Source organism: Achromobacter sp. KK8, assembly GCF_054188005.1.
This window is the reverse complement of the sequence record NZ_CM135178.1, coordinates 3,907,665-3,923,330: the sequence shown is the minus strand read 5'-3', so window position 1 is coordinate 3,923,330 and position 15,666 is coordinate 3,907,665. Positions and strand designations below refer to the sequence as shown.

Annotated in this window: 14 protein-coding genes; 10 read left to right on the top strand and 4 right to left on the bottom strand. The window is 69.9% G+C overall.

The window, feature by feature from the left end; all coding sequences use genetic code 11:
• Positions 1-120: 120 nt before the first annotated feature.
• From ACVN9Z_RS18095 to ACVN9Z_RS18085, 3 genes are all read left to right on the top strand, one after another.
• Positions 121-1,134, top strand: coding sequence for a TRAP transporter substrate-binding protein (locus tag ACVN9Z_RS18095; RefSeq protein ID WP_006387034.1), 1,014 nt, complete (start codon positions 121-123; stop codon positions 1,132-1,134).
• Positions 1,131-3,023 carry a TRAP transporter large permease gene (locus ACVN9Z_RS18090; protein WP_006387033.1) on the top strand — a complete coding sequence of 631 codons (1,893 nt, stop codon included), beginning with the start codon at positions 1,131-1,133 and terminating at the stop codon, positions 3,021-3,023. Before ACVN9Z_RS18095 ends, ACVN9Z_RS18090 begins: the two co-directional genes overlap by 4 nt.
• 396 nt (positions 3,024-3,419) lie before the next feature.
• Entirely contained in the window at positions 3,420-5,330 is a 1,911-nt protein-coding gene (locus ACVN9Z_RS18085; RefSeq protein ID WP_458212451.1) for an ABC transporter ATP-binding protein, read from the top strand.
• 91 nt (positions 5,331-5,421) lie between these two features.
• Here the strand turns inward: ACVN9Z_RS18085 and ACVN9Z_RS18080 are convergent, their stop codons facing one another.
• A complete protein-coding gene (locus ACVN9Z_RS18080; protein ID WP_049055177.1) occupies positions 5,422-6,051 on the bottom strand; it encodes a LysE family translocator in 630 nt (209 codons plus the stop codon).
• Between the two features lie 132 nt (positions 6,052-6,183).
• Here ACVN9Z_RS18080 and ACVN9Z_RS18075 point away from each other — a divergent pair, with 132 nt between their 5' ends.
• Positions 6,184-6,666, top strand: a complete 483-nt coding sequence (locus tag ACVN9Z_RS18075) for an Lrp/AsnC family transcriptional regulator (RefSeq protein WP_006387030.1) — start codon at positions 6,184-6,186, stop codon at positions 6,664-6,666.
• On the opposite strand, the gene ACVN9Z_RS18070 is transcribed toward ACVN9Z_RS18075, so the two are convergent.
• Entirely contained in the window at positions 6,623-7,327 is a 705-nt protein-coding gene (locus tag ACVN9Z_RS18070) for a DJ-1/PfpI family protein (protein WP_020927221.1), read from the bottom strand. The two genes, ACVN9Z_RS18075 and ACVN9Z_RS18070, sit on opposite strands and share 44 nt — an antisense overlap.
• Between ACVN9Z_RS18070 and ACVN9Z_RS18065 the strand changes: the two genes are divergently transcribed.
• Positions 7,322-8,293, top strand: coding sequence for a GlxA family transcriptional regulator (locus ACVN9Z_RS18065; RefSeq protein ID WP_020927220.1), 972 nt, complete (start codon positions 7,322-7,324; stop codon positions 8,291-8,293). The genes ACVN9Z_RS18070 and ACVN9Z_RS18065 overlap by 6 nt on opposite strands.
• A 91-nt stretch (positions 8,294-8,384) precedes the next feature.
• Positions 8,385-8,771, top strand: a complete 387-nt coding sequence (locus tag ACVN9Z_RS18060; RefSeq protein ID WP_020927219.1) for a hypothetical protein — start codon at positions 8,385-8,387, stop codon at positions 8,769-8,771.
• A 48-nt stretch (positions 8,772-8,819) separates the two neighbouring features.
• Here the strand turns inward: ACVN9Z_RS18060 and ACVN9Z_RS18055 are convergent, their stop codons facing one another.
• Positions 8,820-9,542 carry an SDR family NAD(P)-dependent oxidoreductase gene (locus ACVN9Z_RS18055; RefSeq protein ID WP_054515802.1) on the bottom strand — a complete coding sequence of 241 codons (723 nt, stop codon included), beginning with the start codon at positions 9,540-9,542 and terminating at the stop codon, positions 8,820-8,822.
• Positions 9,539-10,543 (bottom strand): Bug family tripartite tricarboxylate transporter substrate binding protein, encoded by a 1,005-nt coding sequence (locus ACVN9Z_RS18050; RefSeq protein ID WP_458212450.1) that lies wholly within the window; start codon positions 10,541-10,543, stop codon positions 9,539-9,541. The genes ACVN9Z_RS18055 and ACVN9Z_RS18050 overlap by 4 nt, the downstream gene beginning before the upstream one ends.
• A gap of 158 nt (positions 10,544-10,701) precedes the next feature.
• On the opposite strand from ACVN9Z_RS18050, the gene ACVN9Z_RS18045 reads away from it, so the two are divergent.
• The 4 genes from ACVN9Z_RS18045 to ACVN9Z_RS18030 all read left to right on the top strand — a co-directional run bounded on the left by ACVN9Z_RS18045 (position 10,702) and on the right by ACVN9Z_RS18030 (position 15,556).
• Complete coding sequence (locus ACVN9Z_RS18045; protein WP_054482481.1) at positions 10,702-11,736, top strand: cyclase family protein; 1,035 nt, start codon at positions 10,702-10,704, stop codon at positions 11,734-11,736.
• Positions 11,737-11,740: 4 nt separating this feature from the next.
• Positions 11,741-13,348 carry an AMP-binding protein gene (locus ACVN9Z_RS18040; RefSeq protein ID WP_054505579.1) on the top strand — a complete coding sequence of 536 codons (1,608 nt, stop codon included), beginning with the start codon at positions 11,741-11,743 and terminating at the stop codon, positions 13,346-13,348.
• An 11-nt stretch (positions 13,349-13,359) separates the two neighbouring features.
• On the top strand, positions 13,360-14,103 hold the full coding sequence (locus tag ACVN9Z_RS18035; RefSeq protein ID WP_006387022.1) for a GntR family transcriptional regulator: 744 nt from the start codon (positions 13,360-13,362) through the stop codon (positions 14,101-14,103).
• Positions 14,104-14,278: 175 nt separating this feature from the next.
• A complete protein-coding gene (locus tag ACVN9Z_RS18030) occupies positions 14,279-15,556 on the top strand; it encodes an ABC transporter substrate-binding protein (protein WP_144415905.1) in 1,278 nt (425 codons plus the stop codon).
• The last annotated feature ends 110 nt before the right edge of the window (positions 15,557-15,666 follow it).

Sequence of the window (15,666 nt, the reverse complement as noted above, 5' to 3'; positions counted from 1 at the left end):
TTAAGGGTAGTAAGTAGGTCCATATAATGGACCTCATGCAAAGATAAAGCAACAAGCCTGGCAAGGCGCTTTATCCGGCCGTCCTCGACGGCGGCCGGATCTCATAACCAAGGAGACAGCATGAACACGACTCGACGCAACCTCATGCGCGCCGCGGGAGGCGGCGCGCTGCTCGCCCTGGCGCCGTTCCAGCGCACGCTGGCGGCGCCCCAGTTCCGTTACAAGTACGCCAACAACCTGCCGCCCTCGCATCCGATGAACCTGCGCGCCAACGAGGCCGCGCAGAACATCCTCAAGGACACCGGCGGCCGCTTCGAACTGGCGGTGTTCCCCAGCAGCCAGCTGGGTTCCGACACCGACACCCTGAGCCAGTTGCGCGCCGGCGCCGTCGAGTTCTTCACCCTGTCGGGCCTGATCCTGTCGACCCTGGTGCCCAGCGCGTCGATCAGCGGCGTGGGCTTCGCCTTCCCCGATTACGCTTCGGTCTGGAAGGCCATGGACGGCGACCTGGGCGCCCACATCCGCGCCGACATCAATGGCAAGGGCCTGTTCGTCATGGATCGCATCTGGGACAACGGCTTTCGCCAGGTCACCACCAGCTCGCGCGCCATTACCGGCCCGGACGATTTCCGCGACCTGAAGATCCGCGTGCCGGTCAGCCCGCTGTGGACCTCGATGTTCAAGGCGCTGGGCTCGTCGCCGGCCAGCATCAACTTCAACGAAACCTATTCGGCGCTGCAGACCCGCGTGGTGGACGCGCAGGAAAACCCGCTGGCCATCATCCAGACCGCCAAGCTGTACGAAGTGCAGAAGTACTGCTCGATGACCAACCACATGTGGGACGGCTTCTGGTTCCTGGGCAACCGCCGCGCCTGGGAGAAGCTGCCGGCCGACATCCGCGAGGTCGTCGCCAAACACATCAACGCCGCCGGCATGGCCGAGCGCGCCGACGTGCTGGCGCTCAACAATCAGCTGCAGGCCAAGCTGGCCGAGCAGGGCCTGGCCTTCAACACCCCCGACCCCGCGCCCATCCGCGACGCGCTGCGCCGCGCCGGCTTCTACGCCAGCTGGAAGGAAAAATACGGCGACAAGGCCTGGGGCCTGCTGGAGCAGGCCGCCGGGAGCCTGTCATGAGGGCTGCGCTCACGCATCCGGCGGAAGTGCTGCCCACGGCCGGCGCCGCCCCGGGCAGCCGGCGGCCCTGGGCCATCGCCGCCGACAATGCCCTGGGCCACCTGGTGGAGATTCCCGCGGCCATCCTGGTGGTCGCGGAAATCGTCATCCTGTTCTCGGGCATCGTGGCGCGCTACGTGCTGCACACGCCGCTGGTGTGGTCCGACGAGCTGGCCTCGATCCTGTTCCTGTGGCTGGCCATGCTGGGCGCGGTGATCGCCTTCCGCCGCGGCGAGCACATGCGCATGGGCGCCCTGGTCAATCGCGCCTCGCCCGCCACCCGCGCGCTGCTGGACATGGTGGCGGTGGCGGCGGCGCTGGCGTTCCTGCTGCTGCTGCAGGCGCCGGGCTACGAATACGCTTCGGAGGAACGGTACGTCACCACCGCCGCGCTGGAGATCCCCAACATCTGGCGCGCCGCGGCCCTGCCTGTCGGCACCGCGCTGATGCTGCTGATCGCGCTGCTGCGGCTGGTCGAACGCGCGCAGTGGCGCGTCACCGGCCTGGCGCTGCTGCTGGTCGGCGGCGTGGTGGCCGCCATGACGGCGCTGCAGCCGGTGCTGGCGGGACTGGGCAACCTGAACCTGCTGATCTTCTTCGTCGGCGTGGTGGCGGCCACGGTGTTCGCGGGCGTGCCGATCGCCTTCTCGTTCGGGCTGGCCACCTTCGGCTACCTGTCGCTGACCACCGACGTGCCGATGATGGTGGTGGTCGGGCGCATGGACGAAGGCATGTCGCACCTGATCCTGCTGGCGGTGCCGCTGTTCGTGTTCCTGGGCGTGCTGATCGAGATGACCGGCATGGCCAAGCGCATGGTGGCCTTCCTGGCCAGCCTGCTGGGCCACGTGCGCGGCGGCCTGTCGTACGTGCTGATCGGCGCCATGTACGTGGTCTCGGGCATTTCGGGCGCCAAGGCGGCCGACATGGCGGCGGTGGCGCCGGTGCTGTTTCCCGAAATGCGCGAACGCGGCGCCGACGAGGGCGACCTGGTGGCGCTGCTGTCGGCCACCGGCGCGCAGACCGAGACCGTGCCGCCCAGCCTGGTGCTGATCACCATCGGCTCGGTCACCGGCGTGTCGATCACGGCGCTGTTCACCGGCGGCCTGCTGCCCGGGCTGGTGCTGGGCGTGATGCTGTGCCTGGTGGTCTGGTGGCGCAACCGCCGCGAAGACCTGAGCGCGGTGCGCAAGGCCAGCGGCCGCCAGATCGGCCGCGCCCTGCTGGTGGCGCTGCCGGCGCTGGCGCTGCCCTTCGTGATCCGCGCGGCCGTGGTCGAGGGCGTGGCCACCGCCACCGAGGTGTCCACCATCGGCATCGTCTATGCCACGCTGATCGGGCTGCTGGTCTACCGCTGCTTCGACGCCAAGCGGCTCAAGCCCATGCTGGTGGACACCGCCTGCCTGTCCGGATCGATCCTGCTGATCATCGGCACCGCCACCGCCATGGCCTGGGCGCTGACGCAATCGGGCTTCTCGACCCAGCTGGCGCAGGCCATGGCGGGCCTGCCCGGCGGCGCGGCCACCTTCATGGCGGTGTCGATCGTGGCGTTCGTCATCCTGGGCAGCGTGCTGGAGGGCATCCCCGCCATCGTGCTGTTCGGGCCGCTGCTGTTCCCGATCGCGCACCAGATGGGCATCCACGAAGTCCATTACGCGATGGTGGTGATCCTGGCGATGGGCCTGGGCCTGTTCGCGCCGCCGTTCGGGGTGGGCTACTACGCCGCCTGCGCCATCGGCCGGGTCGCGCCCGAAGCCGGCATCCGCCCCATCCTGGGCTACCTGGGTTCGATGGCGGTCGGCATCGTGGTCATTGCCGCGGTGCCGTGGATCTCGACGGGGTTCCTGAAGTAAGGCGCCTGGCCGGCCGCCGCGCCCACGTGGCGCGGCGCGCCGGCGCACCTACCGCCGTGGGGAAAAACCCACACGCGAGCATTCCCCCACCGCTCGCGCGGTTGATCCGCCTACACCACTTCTATAGAATCTTCAATTCGGGCCTGTGCCCATTCTTTTTTCCCTTCACCTACACCTGGGAGGCGCAAGATGATGAATCCGCATACCGCCATCCCGCGCGTATCTCCGCGACGCCATTAAGTCGTCGCCCGCGCGGCCCCATCGCCAGACTACCTGGCGACTGGTCCGCCGTGCCCGCCCCAAACCCCTGAACGCAATGCCCGCGCCCTAAGGCGCAGGTCGTATCACCTTCTTCCCAAAAGGAAACCGGCGCCTTCGCGTTGCCGGGCGATCGCAATGAATCGAACAAAAATCGATCTGCGAGGACAAGCCTTCAAGGACGTCCTCGGCTTTACCTTCCGCTATTGGCGCACCCAGCCCTGGCGCACCACCCTCATCATCGCGCTGGCCCTGTTGTCGGCCGTGGCCGATGTGCTGACCCCGCTGTACGCGGGCCGGCTGGTCGACGCCGTGGCCTCCGGCGCCTCGTCCGACGCGCAGGTCTGGGGCGCGGCCGTCACCGCGTTCTGGCTGCTGATCGCGCTGGGCATCGGCGGCACGCTGCTGCGCCAGGGCGTGTTCCAGAACATCATCGTCTTCACCCTGAAGATGATGAACGGCATGGTGTCCAACGCCTTCTACCGCGTGCAGCGCTTTTCCACCGACTGGCATGCCAACAGCTTCGCCGGCTCGACCGTGCGCAAGATCACGCGCGGCATGTGGGCGGTGGACGTGCTGAACGACACGCTGCTGGTGGCGCTGCTGCCGTCGGTGGTGATGCTGGTCGGCGCCACCGTGCTGCTGGGCGTGCACTGGCCGGTGATGGGCCTGGTGGTGGGCCTGGGCTCGGTGCTGTACATCGCGGTGACGGCGGTGCTGTCGCTGGGCTATGTGGCGCCGGCGGCGCGGCTGGGCAATGCCTGGGACACCCGCATGGGCGGCGCGCTGGCCGACGCCATCAGCTGTAACCCCGTGGTCAAGGCCTTCGGCGCGGAAACGCGCGAAGAAGGACGCCTGGGACGCGTGGTCGACAAGTGGCGCCGCCGCACGCGCCGCACCTGGATCCGCGCCACGATCAACGGCGGCATCCAGGGCGCGATGCTGGTGGCGATGCAGGCCGGCATCCTGGGCGCGTCGCTGCTGCTGTGGTCGCGCAACCAGGCCAGCGTCGGCGACATCACCTTCGCGCTGACGATGTTCTTCATGCTGCAGGGCCACCTGCGCGACGTGGGCATGCACATCCGCAACCTGCAGCGCTCGGTCAACGACATGGAGGAACTGGTGGCGCTGGAGAAGCAGCCGCTGGGCGTGGACGACCGTCCCGGCGCGGGCGAGATCCGCGTCACGGCCGGCGAGATCCGCTTCGAGGACGTGACCTTCCGCTATGGCCGGCACGACGTGGCGCTGTACGACCGCTTCTCGGTGCGCATCGCGCCGGGCGAGCGGGTCGGCCTGGTCGGGCATTCGGGTTCGGGCAAGACCACGTTCATCAAGCTGATCCAGCGCCTGTATGACGTCAACGGCGGCCGCATCACCATCGACGGGCAGGACATCGCCCAGGTCAAGCAGGCGTCGCTGCGCAGCCAGATCGCCATCGTGCAGCAGGAGCCGGTGCTGTTTCACCGCACGCTGGCCGAGAACATCGCCTACGCCCGCCCTGGCGCGACGCAGGCCGAGATCGAGCAGGCGGCGCGGCTGGCCAGCGCGCATGACTTCATCATGGCCCTGCCCAAGGGCTACGAGACGCTGGTGGGCGAGCGCGGCGTCAGGCTGTCGGGCGGCGAACGCCAGCGCGTGGCGATCGCCCGGGCCTTCCTGGCGGACGCGCCGATCCTGATCCTGGACGAAGCCACGTCGAGCCTGGACAGCGAAAGCGAAGTGCTGATCCAGCAGGCCATGGAACGCCTGATGGTCGGCCGCACGACGCTGGTGGTGGCGCACCGCCTGTCGACGGTGCGCGCGCTGGACCGCCTGCTGGTGATGGACCACGGCCGCATCATCGAGGAAGGCAGCCATGACCAACTGATCCGCCTGAAGGGCGGCCTGTACCGGCGCCTGTTCGAGCGCCAGGCCCTGGAGCTGACCAAGGGCCTGACGCAGGCGGAGATGCTGGCCGACGGCGCCCGCCCCGTGCCGGCGCGCGCCGATGGCGAAGACCAGGACCAAGGCCAAGACCAGGACGAAGCGTCCTTCGCCTTCGGCAAGTAGGCAAAAGGCCTGACGCAAGTCAGGCCTTTTTTTTCTTTGCCGCCGGCGCGTCCCGCATGCGCCGCCCGCGCGGCCCCCGTCCTGCGCCGCCTCAACGATTCAGCGTCAGCCGCAGGCCGAAGGCGATCAGCGCGCCGCCGAACACGGCGCCCTGCCATTTCTGCACCCGCGGATGCGCCGCCATCCAGCGCCCCAGCGCGCCGCCAGCCAGGGCGCACAACACGTCGAAGGTCAGCCCCAGGCTCACCAGGATCACGCCCAGCAACGCGAACTGCCGGCCGATCGGCCCCTGCGCGGGCGACACGAACTGCGGCAGCAGCACCGAGCAGAACAACAACGCCTTGGGGTTGAGCACGTTGGTCAGCACCCCGCTGAGCAACGCCGCGCCAAGCCCTTTGCCGCGCGCGGCCGCCTGCGCCTCGTGCGCCACGCCGTACGACATGGGACCGGCGCGCAGCAACCGCAAGCCCAGCCAGATCAGGTAGCCGCCGCCCACGGTGCGCGCCGCGTCGAAGGCCCACGGATGCGTCTTGAACAGCGCCGCCAGCCCCAGCGCCGCCAGTGTCACGTGGGCGGCGCGCGCCAGGGCCAGGCCCACGGCCACCGCCAGCGCCTGGCCGCGCCCGCGCAGCGCCCCGGTTTCAAGCAGCAGGATCATGTCCGGCCCCGGCACCACATAGACAATCAACAATGCCCCGAGAAACAACGCCATATCGGCCATGAGCCACGCTCCGTGCAGCAGGAAATGGCGATCATTCTAGGGAAAAGGCATCGGCATGTGCTTGCTATTCCTGCCAACAGGAATAACATGATTGGCATCTTGGACCAATCAAGCCCTCCAAAATTTCATTCCATGCCAAAACGCCAATTGGACGCCTATGACCGGCGCATTCTCGAGGCCCTGCAGCAGAACGGCCGCCTGACCAACGTCGAGCTGGCCGAGCAGATCGGCCTGTCGCCCTCGCCCTGCCTGCGGCGGGTGCGGCTGATGGAGGAAGCCGGCGTGATCCAGGGCTACGAAGCCCGGCTGGCGCCGGACGAAGTCGGGCTGGGCCTGACCGTCTTCGTCGGCGTCAAGGTCGAGCGCCACCACGAACGCGACGCCGAGCAGTTCCGCAAGGAAGTCTGCGCCCTGCCGGAAGTGGTGGCGGCGCACCTGGTGTCGGGCGAATCGGACTTCCTGCTGCAGGTGGTGCTGCCCGACCTGCGCGCCTACGAACGCTTCCTGCTGACCACGCTGCTCAAGCTGCCAGGGGTGAAGGACATCCGCAGCAACTTCGCCATCCAGACCGTCAAGCCGCAGAGTCCGCTGCCGCTGGACCACCTGGGGCATTGAGCGCGGCCTGGCGCACCTTGGCGCTGCGCCGCTCGAAGCGCGCCTGCGACTGCGCCAGGTACTGCCGCACGATGTCCGGTTCCGAGGTCCTGGGCGTGCCGCCGGGAAACGGCGGCTCGGGGTCGTATTCGATCTGCAGCTGGATCAGCTTGGCGACCTCATCGCCGCACAGCGTGGCCACCACCTTCAGGGCCATGTCGATGCCCGACGTGACGCCGCCGGCGGTGAAGACGTTGCCGTCCACGCACAGCCGCGCGTCGGTCGGCACGGCGCCGAAATGCGCCAGCAGTTCGCGCGCGCGCCAATGGCTGGAGGCGCGCTTGCCGCGCAGCAGGCCGGCCGCGCCCAGCAGCAGCGAACCGGTGCAGATGCCGAAGACGTAGCGCGCGCCCAACGCCTGCCTGCGCGTGAAGGCTACCCAGTCCGGGTCGAGGATGGCATCATCCGTGCCCGGCCCGCCCGGCACCACCAGCAGATCGCAGGGCGGCGCCGACGCCAGCGTCTGGGTCGGCACGAAACACAGGCCGCGATCGCTGCGTACCGGATCGGGCGATTTTGCGACAAAATCGACGCTGAACCCGGGCGCGGCGGCGAGCACCTCGTAAGGCCCGGTCATATCGAGCTGGGTCAGCCCTTCGAACAAGAGAATATTGACATGCACGACGATGCTCCTTCGCAGAATGGAACCGCCAGCGTAGACCGACAGGCCGGCGCGCGTGCGCCAAATGGCGGCACGATCGCGCCAAAACGCATTGTCTTCCTGCTGTACGACGGCTTCCAGCCGCTCGACCTGGCCGGGCCCTGGCAGGCATTCAGCGGCGCCAACGACGAAGGCGGCGCCGGCTACCAGTTGAGTACCGTGGCGGCCACGCCGGTGGTCGCCACCTGGGACCAGGGCCTGCGCATGCAGGTCAACGCCACCTTCGCCACCGACGACGACGCGCCGATCGACATGCTGTTCGTGCCGGGCGGCCCCGGCATCGACCAGGCCGCCGCCCATGGCGAAACCCTGGCCTGGCTGCGCCGCCGCAGCCCGCAGGCGCGCCGCACCTGCAGCGTGTGCACCGGCGCCTTCCTGCTGGCCGCTGCCGGCCTGCTCGATGGCCGCCGCGTCACCACCCACTGGCGCTCGGCCGACCGCCTGCGCCAGCTGCATCCCGGCCTGAAGGTGGAAGACGACCGCATCTACATCGAAAGCGGCGCCGTCTGGACCTCGGCGGGCGTGACCGCCGGCATCGACCTGGCGCTGGCGCTGATCGAGCGCGACGTGGGCGCGCGGGTGTCGCAGGACGTGGCGCGCCGCCTGGTGGTCTTCATGCGGCGCGACGGCGACCAGCGCCAGTACAGCCAGTCGTTGCGCCTGCAGGACCGCCTGGCGGCGCCGTTCCGCGACCTGGTGGAGAAGATCGAGGCCAGCCTGTCGGCGCGCTGGTCGGTCGACGACATGGCCGACGCCTGCCATATGTCGCGCCGCACCTTCCAGCGCAAGTTCGCGGCGCATTTCGGCGTGACGCCGGCCGAGGTCCTGCGCCAGTTGCGGCGCGAGCGCGAAGGCGCCCTGCGCGCGGCCGGCAGGGCCTCGGACAAGGCCGTGCGCCATGCTCTCGGGGCAGCGGGCCGGCCGTAGGGCCTGTCGCGCCAAGACAAACCTTGCGCCGGCGTTGCCGCGGCGCGCGGACTGCCCCTATCATCCCGTCCAGGCCCGTTTCCCATACGCCATGAGCGAATCCGCCCCGTCCTCCCCCTGCCCCGAATGCGGCCAGCCCCAGACCGTCACCGAACAGGGGCTGAGCCTGATCGCGCGCTGCGGCGGCTGTGGCTGGATGGTGGCGACCACCAATCCGAACCACCCGATCATGGACCGCACGCCCTACACGCTGCGGGTGCGGGCCGGCGACCTGCCCACGGCCAGCGCCGTCGCCCGCCTGGCGGTGGCGCTGGGCATCGGCGTCAAGCGCGCGCGCGACCTCATCGCGCAGGACCTGCCGGTGGCCGAGAACGTCCTGGCGCTCGAGGCCATCCGGCTTCACGGCGTGCTGGCCGGCGCCGGGTTGCAGGTGGGGATCACGCCGCCACTTCGCTGGCCGCTGGAGCGCCGCGACTGACGCGGCGGCGCCCCGGGTCCGGCACGCGGCGCCTCGCCGTGTGAACGCTTACCCGGCCAGACCGACCGACATGCCGCCGCAGACGTACAGCACCTGCCCGGTCATGAAGCCGGCGCGCCGGTCCAGGAACGACGACACCGCGTGCGCCACGTCCTCGGGCCGGCCGATGCGCCCCACCGGGATGGCGGCCTCCAGCGCCACCGTCCTGGGGTCTCCCGGCGGGTTGGACTGGTCGAACAACTCGGTGGCGATCGGCCCGGGCGCCACGGTGTTGACCGTGATGCCGGCCTGGCCCAGTTCCAGCGCCCAGGTGCGTGTCATGCCCACCAGGCCGGACTTGGTGGCGCCGTAGACCGTGCGGCCCGGCTTGCCCAGGCCGGCGCGGCTGCCGATGTTGACGACCCGGCCGTAGCCGGCCCGGCGCATGCCGGGCAGCAGCGCCTGCATCAACAGCAACGGCGCGGTCAGGTTCACCGCCACCATGCGCGCCAGTTCATCCTGTGTCACCGCCTCGATGTCGGCGACCTGGATCACGCCGGCGTTGTTGACCAGGTGCAGCACCGGCCGCGCCGCCGCCAGCGCGGCGGCCGCCGCGGCCGTGGCGGCGGCATCGCCCAGGTCCACGGACTGGAAGGTTTCGCCCGGCAGCGCCGCGTCCGGCGGCCGACGGCTGAAGTTGACGACCTCGAAGCCGTCCTGCAACAAGCGCGCGACGATGGCGCGGCCGATGCCCCGGCTGCCGCCGGTGACCAATGCGATGGGGGTTGTCATTGCGCCGTGATTCCCTTGTCCTTGATGAGGCCGCCCCATTTGGCGCGTTCCTGCCTTTCGAACGCGGCCAGGTCGGCGCCGAACAGCGTGCCGGGCCGCGCGCCCATGGTGGCGAAATTGGTGGCAATGGCCTGCGAGCCCAGGCCGCTGCGCGCCGCCTCGATCAGCTGGCGCACCACCGGCTCCGGCGTGCCGCGCGGCGCGTACAGGGCGAACCAGGCCGTCACGTCAAAGCCCGGCAGGCCGGACTCGGCCACGGTAGGCAGGTCGGGCAGCGAGGCATCGCGCGCCGCCGACGTCACCGCCACGCCCCGCACCAGGTTGCCGTCCTTGATCTGCGCCAGCGCGCCGGGCAGGTTGTCGAACAGCAGGTCGACCTGGCCGCCCGCCACCGCCGGCAGCGACGCCGAGGTGCCCTTGAACGGCACGTGCAGCATGCTCACGCCGGCCATGGCCTCGAAGTAGGCCCCGGTCAGGTGCACCGACGAACCGATGCCGGGCGACGCATAGGTCAGTTTCTTTTCCTTGTTCTGGCGCGCCGCCTGGATCACGTCGGCCACCGTCCTGTAGGGCGACTTGGCGCTGACGGCGATGACGTTGGGCGTGGTCGACACCAGCGCGATCGGCACCAGGTCGCGCTCGGGGTCGAACGCCATGTTGCTGTACAGGAACTGGTTGATGGTCTGCGTGCCGATGGTGCCCAGGCCCAGCGTGTAGCCGTCGGCCTTGGCGCGCGCCACGTAGGCCATGCCGATGTTGCCGCCCGCGCCCGGCTTGTTCTCGACCAGCACGGTCTGCTTCAGGCCCGGCTGCAGCGCGTTGGCGATGGCGCGGCCGAAGATGTCGGCGCCGCCACCCGGCGGATACGGCACGACCACGGTGACGGGATGCTCCGGATAGCCGGCCGCCTGGACCGCATGGATCGGGGCCCCGGCCAGCACGGCCAGCGCCGCCGTGGCCAGCGCGCGCCGCCCGGCGCGCCTGTGCAGGGAATGCGTCATGGATCTGTCTCCTCGCGAATCCGCTTGGCGCGGATTTCTTCTGGCTCCGCCTCGGGGCGGATGCTGTCGATGGGCGCCCGCGGAATGCGGACACTTCCTATAGTACGTAAATACGTACTATATTCACAAGAACGCGAAAAACATACCGGAGACAAACCATGAAACGCTGGACGCGCCGTCCCGAGGGATCGACCTGGGGCGATTTCGGGGCTGACGACGAGATCGGCCGCCTGAACCTGCTGACCGAGGAAAAAGTGCTGCAGGCGGTGCGCGAGGTGCGGACCGGCAAGGTCTTCTGCCTGTCGCTGCCGCTGGACCTGCCCGGCGGCAACGTGCTCAACCCGCGCCGCCACCCGCCGCAACTCAAGCCCACCTTCCGCGACGGCACGCCCTACCTGAACTTCGCCATGGCGCGCCTGCAGCCCGACGCCGTCGACGTGCTGTCGGACGACCAGGTCACGCTCAGCCTGCAGTACTCGACCCAATGGGACGGCCTGTGCCACGTGGGCGCCCAGTTCGACATCCAGGGCGACGGCCAGGCCCGCCGCGTCTACTACAACGGCTATGCCGCCGGCGTCGACGTGTTCGGCGGCGAGGACGCCGGCCCCGACGCCTGCTGCCCGCCGGGCGGCTCGTATGCGCGCAGGCTGGGCATCGACCGCTATGCCGAAAAAGGCATGCAGGGCCGCGGCGTGCTGGTGGACCTGGCGCGCGCCTTCGGCCCCGGCCGCACGCTGGTGGGCCATACCCAGCTGCAGGCGGCGCTGCGCGAGCAGCGCGTGGTGGTCGAGCCGGGCGACATGCTGGTGCTGCGCACCGGTTTCGCCGAAACGCTGGTGGAAATGGCCGGCCAGCCCGATCCGCACCAGCTGGAGCAGACCGGCGCGGTGCTGGACGGCGCCGACCCGGCGCTGCTGGACTGGATCACCGACAGCGGCATCGCGGCGATCTGCGCCGACAACTACGCGGTCGAGGCCTATCCGGCGCGCACCACCGGCCCCGGCCATTCGATCCTGCCGCTGCATCATCACTGCCTGTTCAAGCTGGGCGTGCCGCTGGCCGAGCTGTGGTACCTGAAGGCGCTGGCCGACTGGCTGCACGCGCAGGGCCGCAACCGCTTCCTGTTGACCGCGCCGCCGCTGCGCCTGCCGGGCGCGGTGGGGTCGCCCGTGACGCCGATCGCCACGGTGTGACGCCATGACGCAATCCTCCCTCCTCTTTTCGCAACACCTCGACGCCCTGGCGGCGCGCCACCCCGGGCGCCCCGCCCTGATCGACCGCGACCGGGCCATCAGCCACGCCGAACTGCGCGCGCGCAGCCGCGCCCTGGCCGCCGGCCTGGCGCGCATCGGCGTGCGGCCCGGCCAGCGCGTGGCCGTATGGCTGCCCAATTGCGCCGCCTGGGTCGAGACCTTCCTGGCCTGCGCCCACCTGGGCGCGCTGGCGCTGGCCGTCAACACGCGCTTTCGCGCCCTCGAACTGGCCGACATCCTCGGCCGTGGCGGCGCCGACTGGCTGGTGTTCTGGCCCGGCTTCAAGGGTATCGACTTCCAGGGCATCCTGGACGGCGTCGCGCCCGAACACCTGGCGCGGCTGCAAGGCATCGTCGCCGTGTCCGAAACGGACGAACCCGCCGCCGCGTCGCTGCGCGGCAAGCCGGTGCACCGCTACGCCGACCTGCGCGCCTGCGCCGACACGCCCCCGCCGCCCCAGCCCGACGCCGGCGTGCTGTGCTTCACCACGTCCGGCACCACCTCGCAGCCGAAGTTCGTGCTGCATGACCAGGGCACCCTGCTGCGCCACGGCGCCGCGGTGGCGCAAGCGTTCGGCTACGACGACGACAGCCGCGTGCTGGCCAGCGCGCCGTTCTGCGGCGCGTTCGGCTTCGCCACGCTGGCGGGCGGGCTGGCGCGGGGCGTGCCGGTGGTGTGCGCGCCGGTGTTCGACGCGGCCGAATCGGCCGCCGCGATCCAGCGCCACCGGGTCAGCCACACCTACGCCAACAACGAGGCGCTGGTCGCCATGATGCGCGCGGCCGCGCCCGGCGCGTTCGCCTCGGCGCGCCTGTTCGGCTTCGCCAGCTTCACGCCGGCGCTCGACCACATGCTGGACCTGGCGCGCGCGGCCGGCGTGCCGCTGACGGGGCTGTATGGGTCCAGCGAACTGATCGCGCTGGTGGCCGGCCAGCCGCGCGACCCCGCCGAGGGCGACGTGGCCGCGCGCCACCAGCCAGGCGGCACGCTGATCTATCCCGAGGCGCGGGTGCGGGCGCGCGACCCGGCCAGCGGCGCAATCCTGCCGCACGGCGAATCGGGCGAGCTGGAAATCCTGTCGCCCAGCCTCATGCGCGGCTACCTCGACAACCCCGAGGCCACCGCCCGCGCCTGCACCGACGACGGCTACTTCCGGACCGGCGACCTGGGCTACACCCTGAACCCGCGCCAGTTCGTGTTCCAGACCCGCATGGGCGACTCGTTGCGCCTGTCCGGCTTCTTGGTGAATCCGGTCGAGATCGAACAGATGGTGGAAACGCTGCCCGGCGTGCGCGCCTGCCAGGTGGTCGGCGCCACCCGCGACGGCAAGACCGTGCCCTACGCCTTCGTGCTGCTGCGGGAAGGCGCCAGCGCCGACGCGACCGGCTGGACGGCGGCCTGCAAGCAGGCCATGGCCGGCTTCAAGGTTCCCGCCGGCTTCACGGTGCTGGATGCGTTTCCGTCCGTGGAAAGCGCCAATTCGGTCAAAATCCAGAAACACCGGCTGCGCGAGATGGCCGACGCCCTGCTCGCCGCCCCCGCCACCTCCTGACCGATCCGACCATGCCCGCGCGCCCGCTTTTCTCGCACAGCCCTCAACCGCTCTACCTGCAGGCGGCGGCGCTGTTTCGCAGCCATATCCAGAACCGCACCTGGCGGCCGGGCCAGCAGATCCCGCCGCTGGAAGCGCTGATGGAAACCTATGGCATCTCGCGCGCCACCATCCGCCAGGCCCTCGGCCAGCTGGAACAGGACGGCCTGATCCGGCGTTCGCGCGGGTCCGGCACCTTCGTCAACGCCGACCTGCCGGAGACGCCGACGCTGCTGATTCCCAAGACCTGGGCCGAGACGGTCGAACTGAGCAACCAGCTGGGCACGGTGTCGCTGGTGGAGTCGAGCGCCGATTCGCCGCTGCCCGACACGCTGGGCATGCCGTGCGCGGCGGAGCGCGGCGGCAGTTTCCAGTACCTGCGGCGGGTGCACACCACCGAGGCCGGGCCGTTCTGCTATAGCGAGGTATTTCTGGAAAGCAGCCTGTTCCGCAAGCATCGCGCCCGCATCCAGAAAAGCACGGTGGCGCCGGTGCTGGACCAGTTCTACGGCGCCCGCATCAGCGAGGCGCGCCAGGTGCTCAATGTGATCGAGGCCGGCCAGGAGTCGGCCGAATCGCTGCGCATACCGGTGTCCTCGCCGGTGGCCGAGCTGCGCCGCTACGCCTGCATCGACGGCCGCGTGGTGTATTTCGCGCGGCTGGAATTTCCGTTCCGCAAGGTGCGCATGGAGTTCGACCTGTTGAGCCAGCGCTAGCGCCACCGACCTTCCCAGGAGACTTCGCCGGCCGACGCGCGGCCGGCGGCGCACGCGCCAACCCGCGTTCGCCCGCTGTTCCCGACCCATCACAAAAGCGCGGCCATCCGGCCAAAGCGCCCGCAGTGCCCGCAAGCATCCGGCATAACCATAAATGGAGACAACCATGACCCCCATGCCCCGGATTTCGCAGCATCGCAGCCCCCCTCCCCGCCGCTTCCCGCGCGCCGTAGCCATGGCCGCGGCCTGCGGCGCCACCCTGTTCGTCGGCGCCGCCAGCATGGCGCAGACCACCCCCGCCGCCATTTCCGACGATATCGTCCGCCTCGGCCTGATCCTGGACATGAGCGGCATCTATGCCGACGTGACCGGCAAGGGCAGCGCCACGGCCGCCCAGATGGCCATCGACGACTTCGGCGGCAAGGTGCTGGGCAGGAAAATCGACCTGCTGGTGGTCGACCACCAGAACAAGGCCGACATCGCCGCCGCCCGCGCCCGCGAGTGGTACGACACGCAGAAGGTCGACGCCATCCTGGACGTGGCCGGCTCGGCGCCCGCCCTGGCGGTGCTGGAGGTGGCGCGCGAGAAAAAGAAGATCGTGGTGTTCAGCGGCCCGGGCACCGAGCGCATCACCAACGACCTGTGCTCGCCGTATTCGGTGCACTACACCTACGACACCTGGTCGCTGGCCAACACCACCGCCCGCGCCACCGTCGACCGCGGCGGCAAGAGCTGGTACTTCCTGACCGCCGACTACGCCTTCGGCCACACCCTGCAGGCCTCGGCCACCGAGGTGGTGAAAGCCCGCGGCGGCACCGTGCTGGGCGCCGCGCGCCATCCCATCGGCACCAGCGATTTCGCTTCGTACCTGCTGCAGGCGCAGGCCAGCCGCGCCCAGATCGTCGGCCTGGCCAACGCCGGCGGCGACACGGTCAACGCCATCAAGGCGGCGCGCGAATTCGGCCTGACGCAAAGCGGCCAGAAGATGGCCGGCCTGCTGCTGTACATCAACGACATCCACGCCATCGGCCTGGATGCGGCGGCCGGCCTGATGCTGACCGAGGCCTTCTACTGGGACATGAATGACCAGACCCGCGCCTGGTCGCAGCGCTACTACGACAAGCTCAAGAAAATGCCCAACATGAGCCAGGCCGGCACCTATTCCTCGGTGATGCACTACCTGAAGGCGGTGCAGGCCGCCGGCACCGACGCGCCCGACGCGGTGATGAAGCAGATGAAGGCCATGCCGATCAATGACTTCTTCGCCACCAACGGCCGCATCCGCGAGGACGGCCGCATGGTCCACGACATGTACCTGTTCGAGGTGAAGACGCCAGCCGAATCCAAGCGGCCCTGGGACTACTACAAGCTGGTGGCGACGCTGCCGGGCGACGAGGCCTTCATGCCGCTGTCCAAGTCGACCTGCCCGCTGGTGAAGGCGGCGGCGAAGTAGACCGGCGGGCCGGTCCGCCGGCGCTGGCTGGCCCTGGCGACGGCGCCGCCACGGCATCATCGCCCGGGGCCGAACGACAATGGCGCCACGAGCCGCGAAAGCGCCCCGGG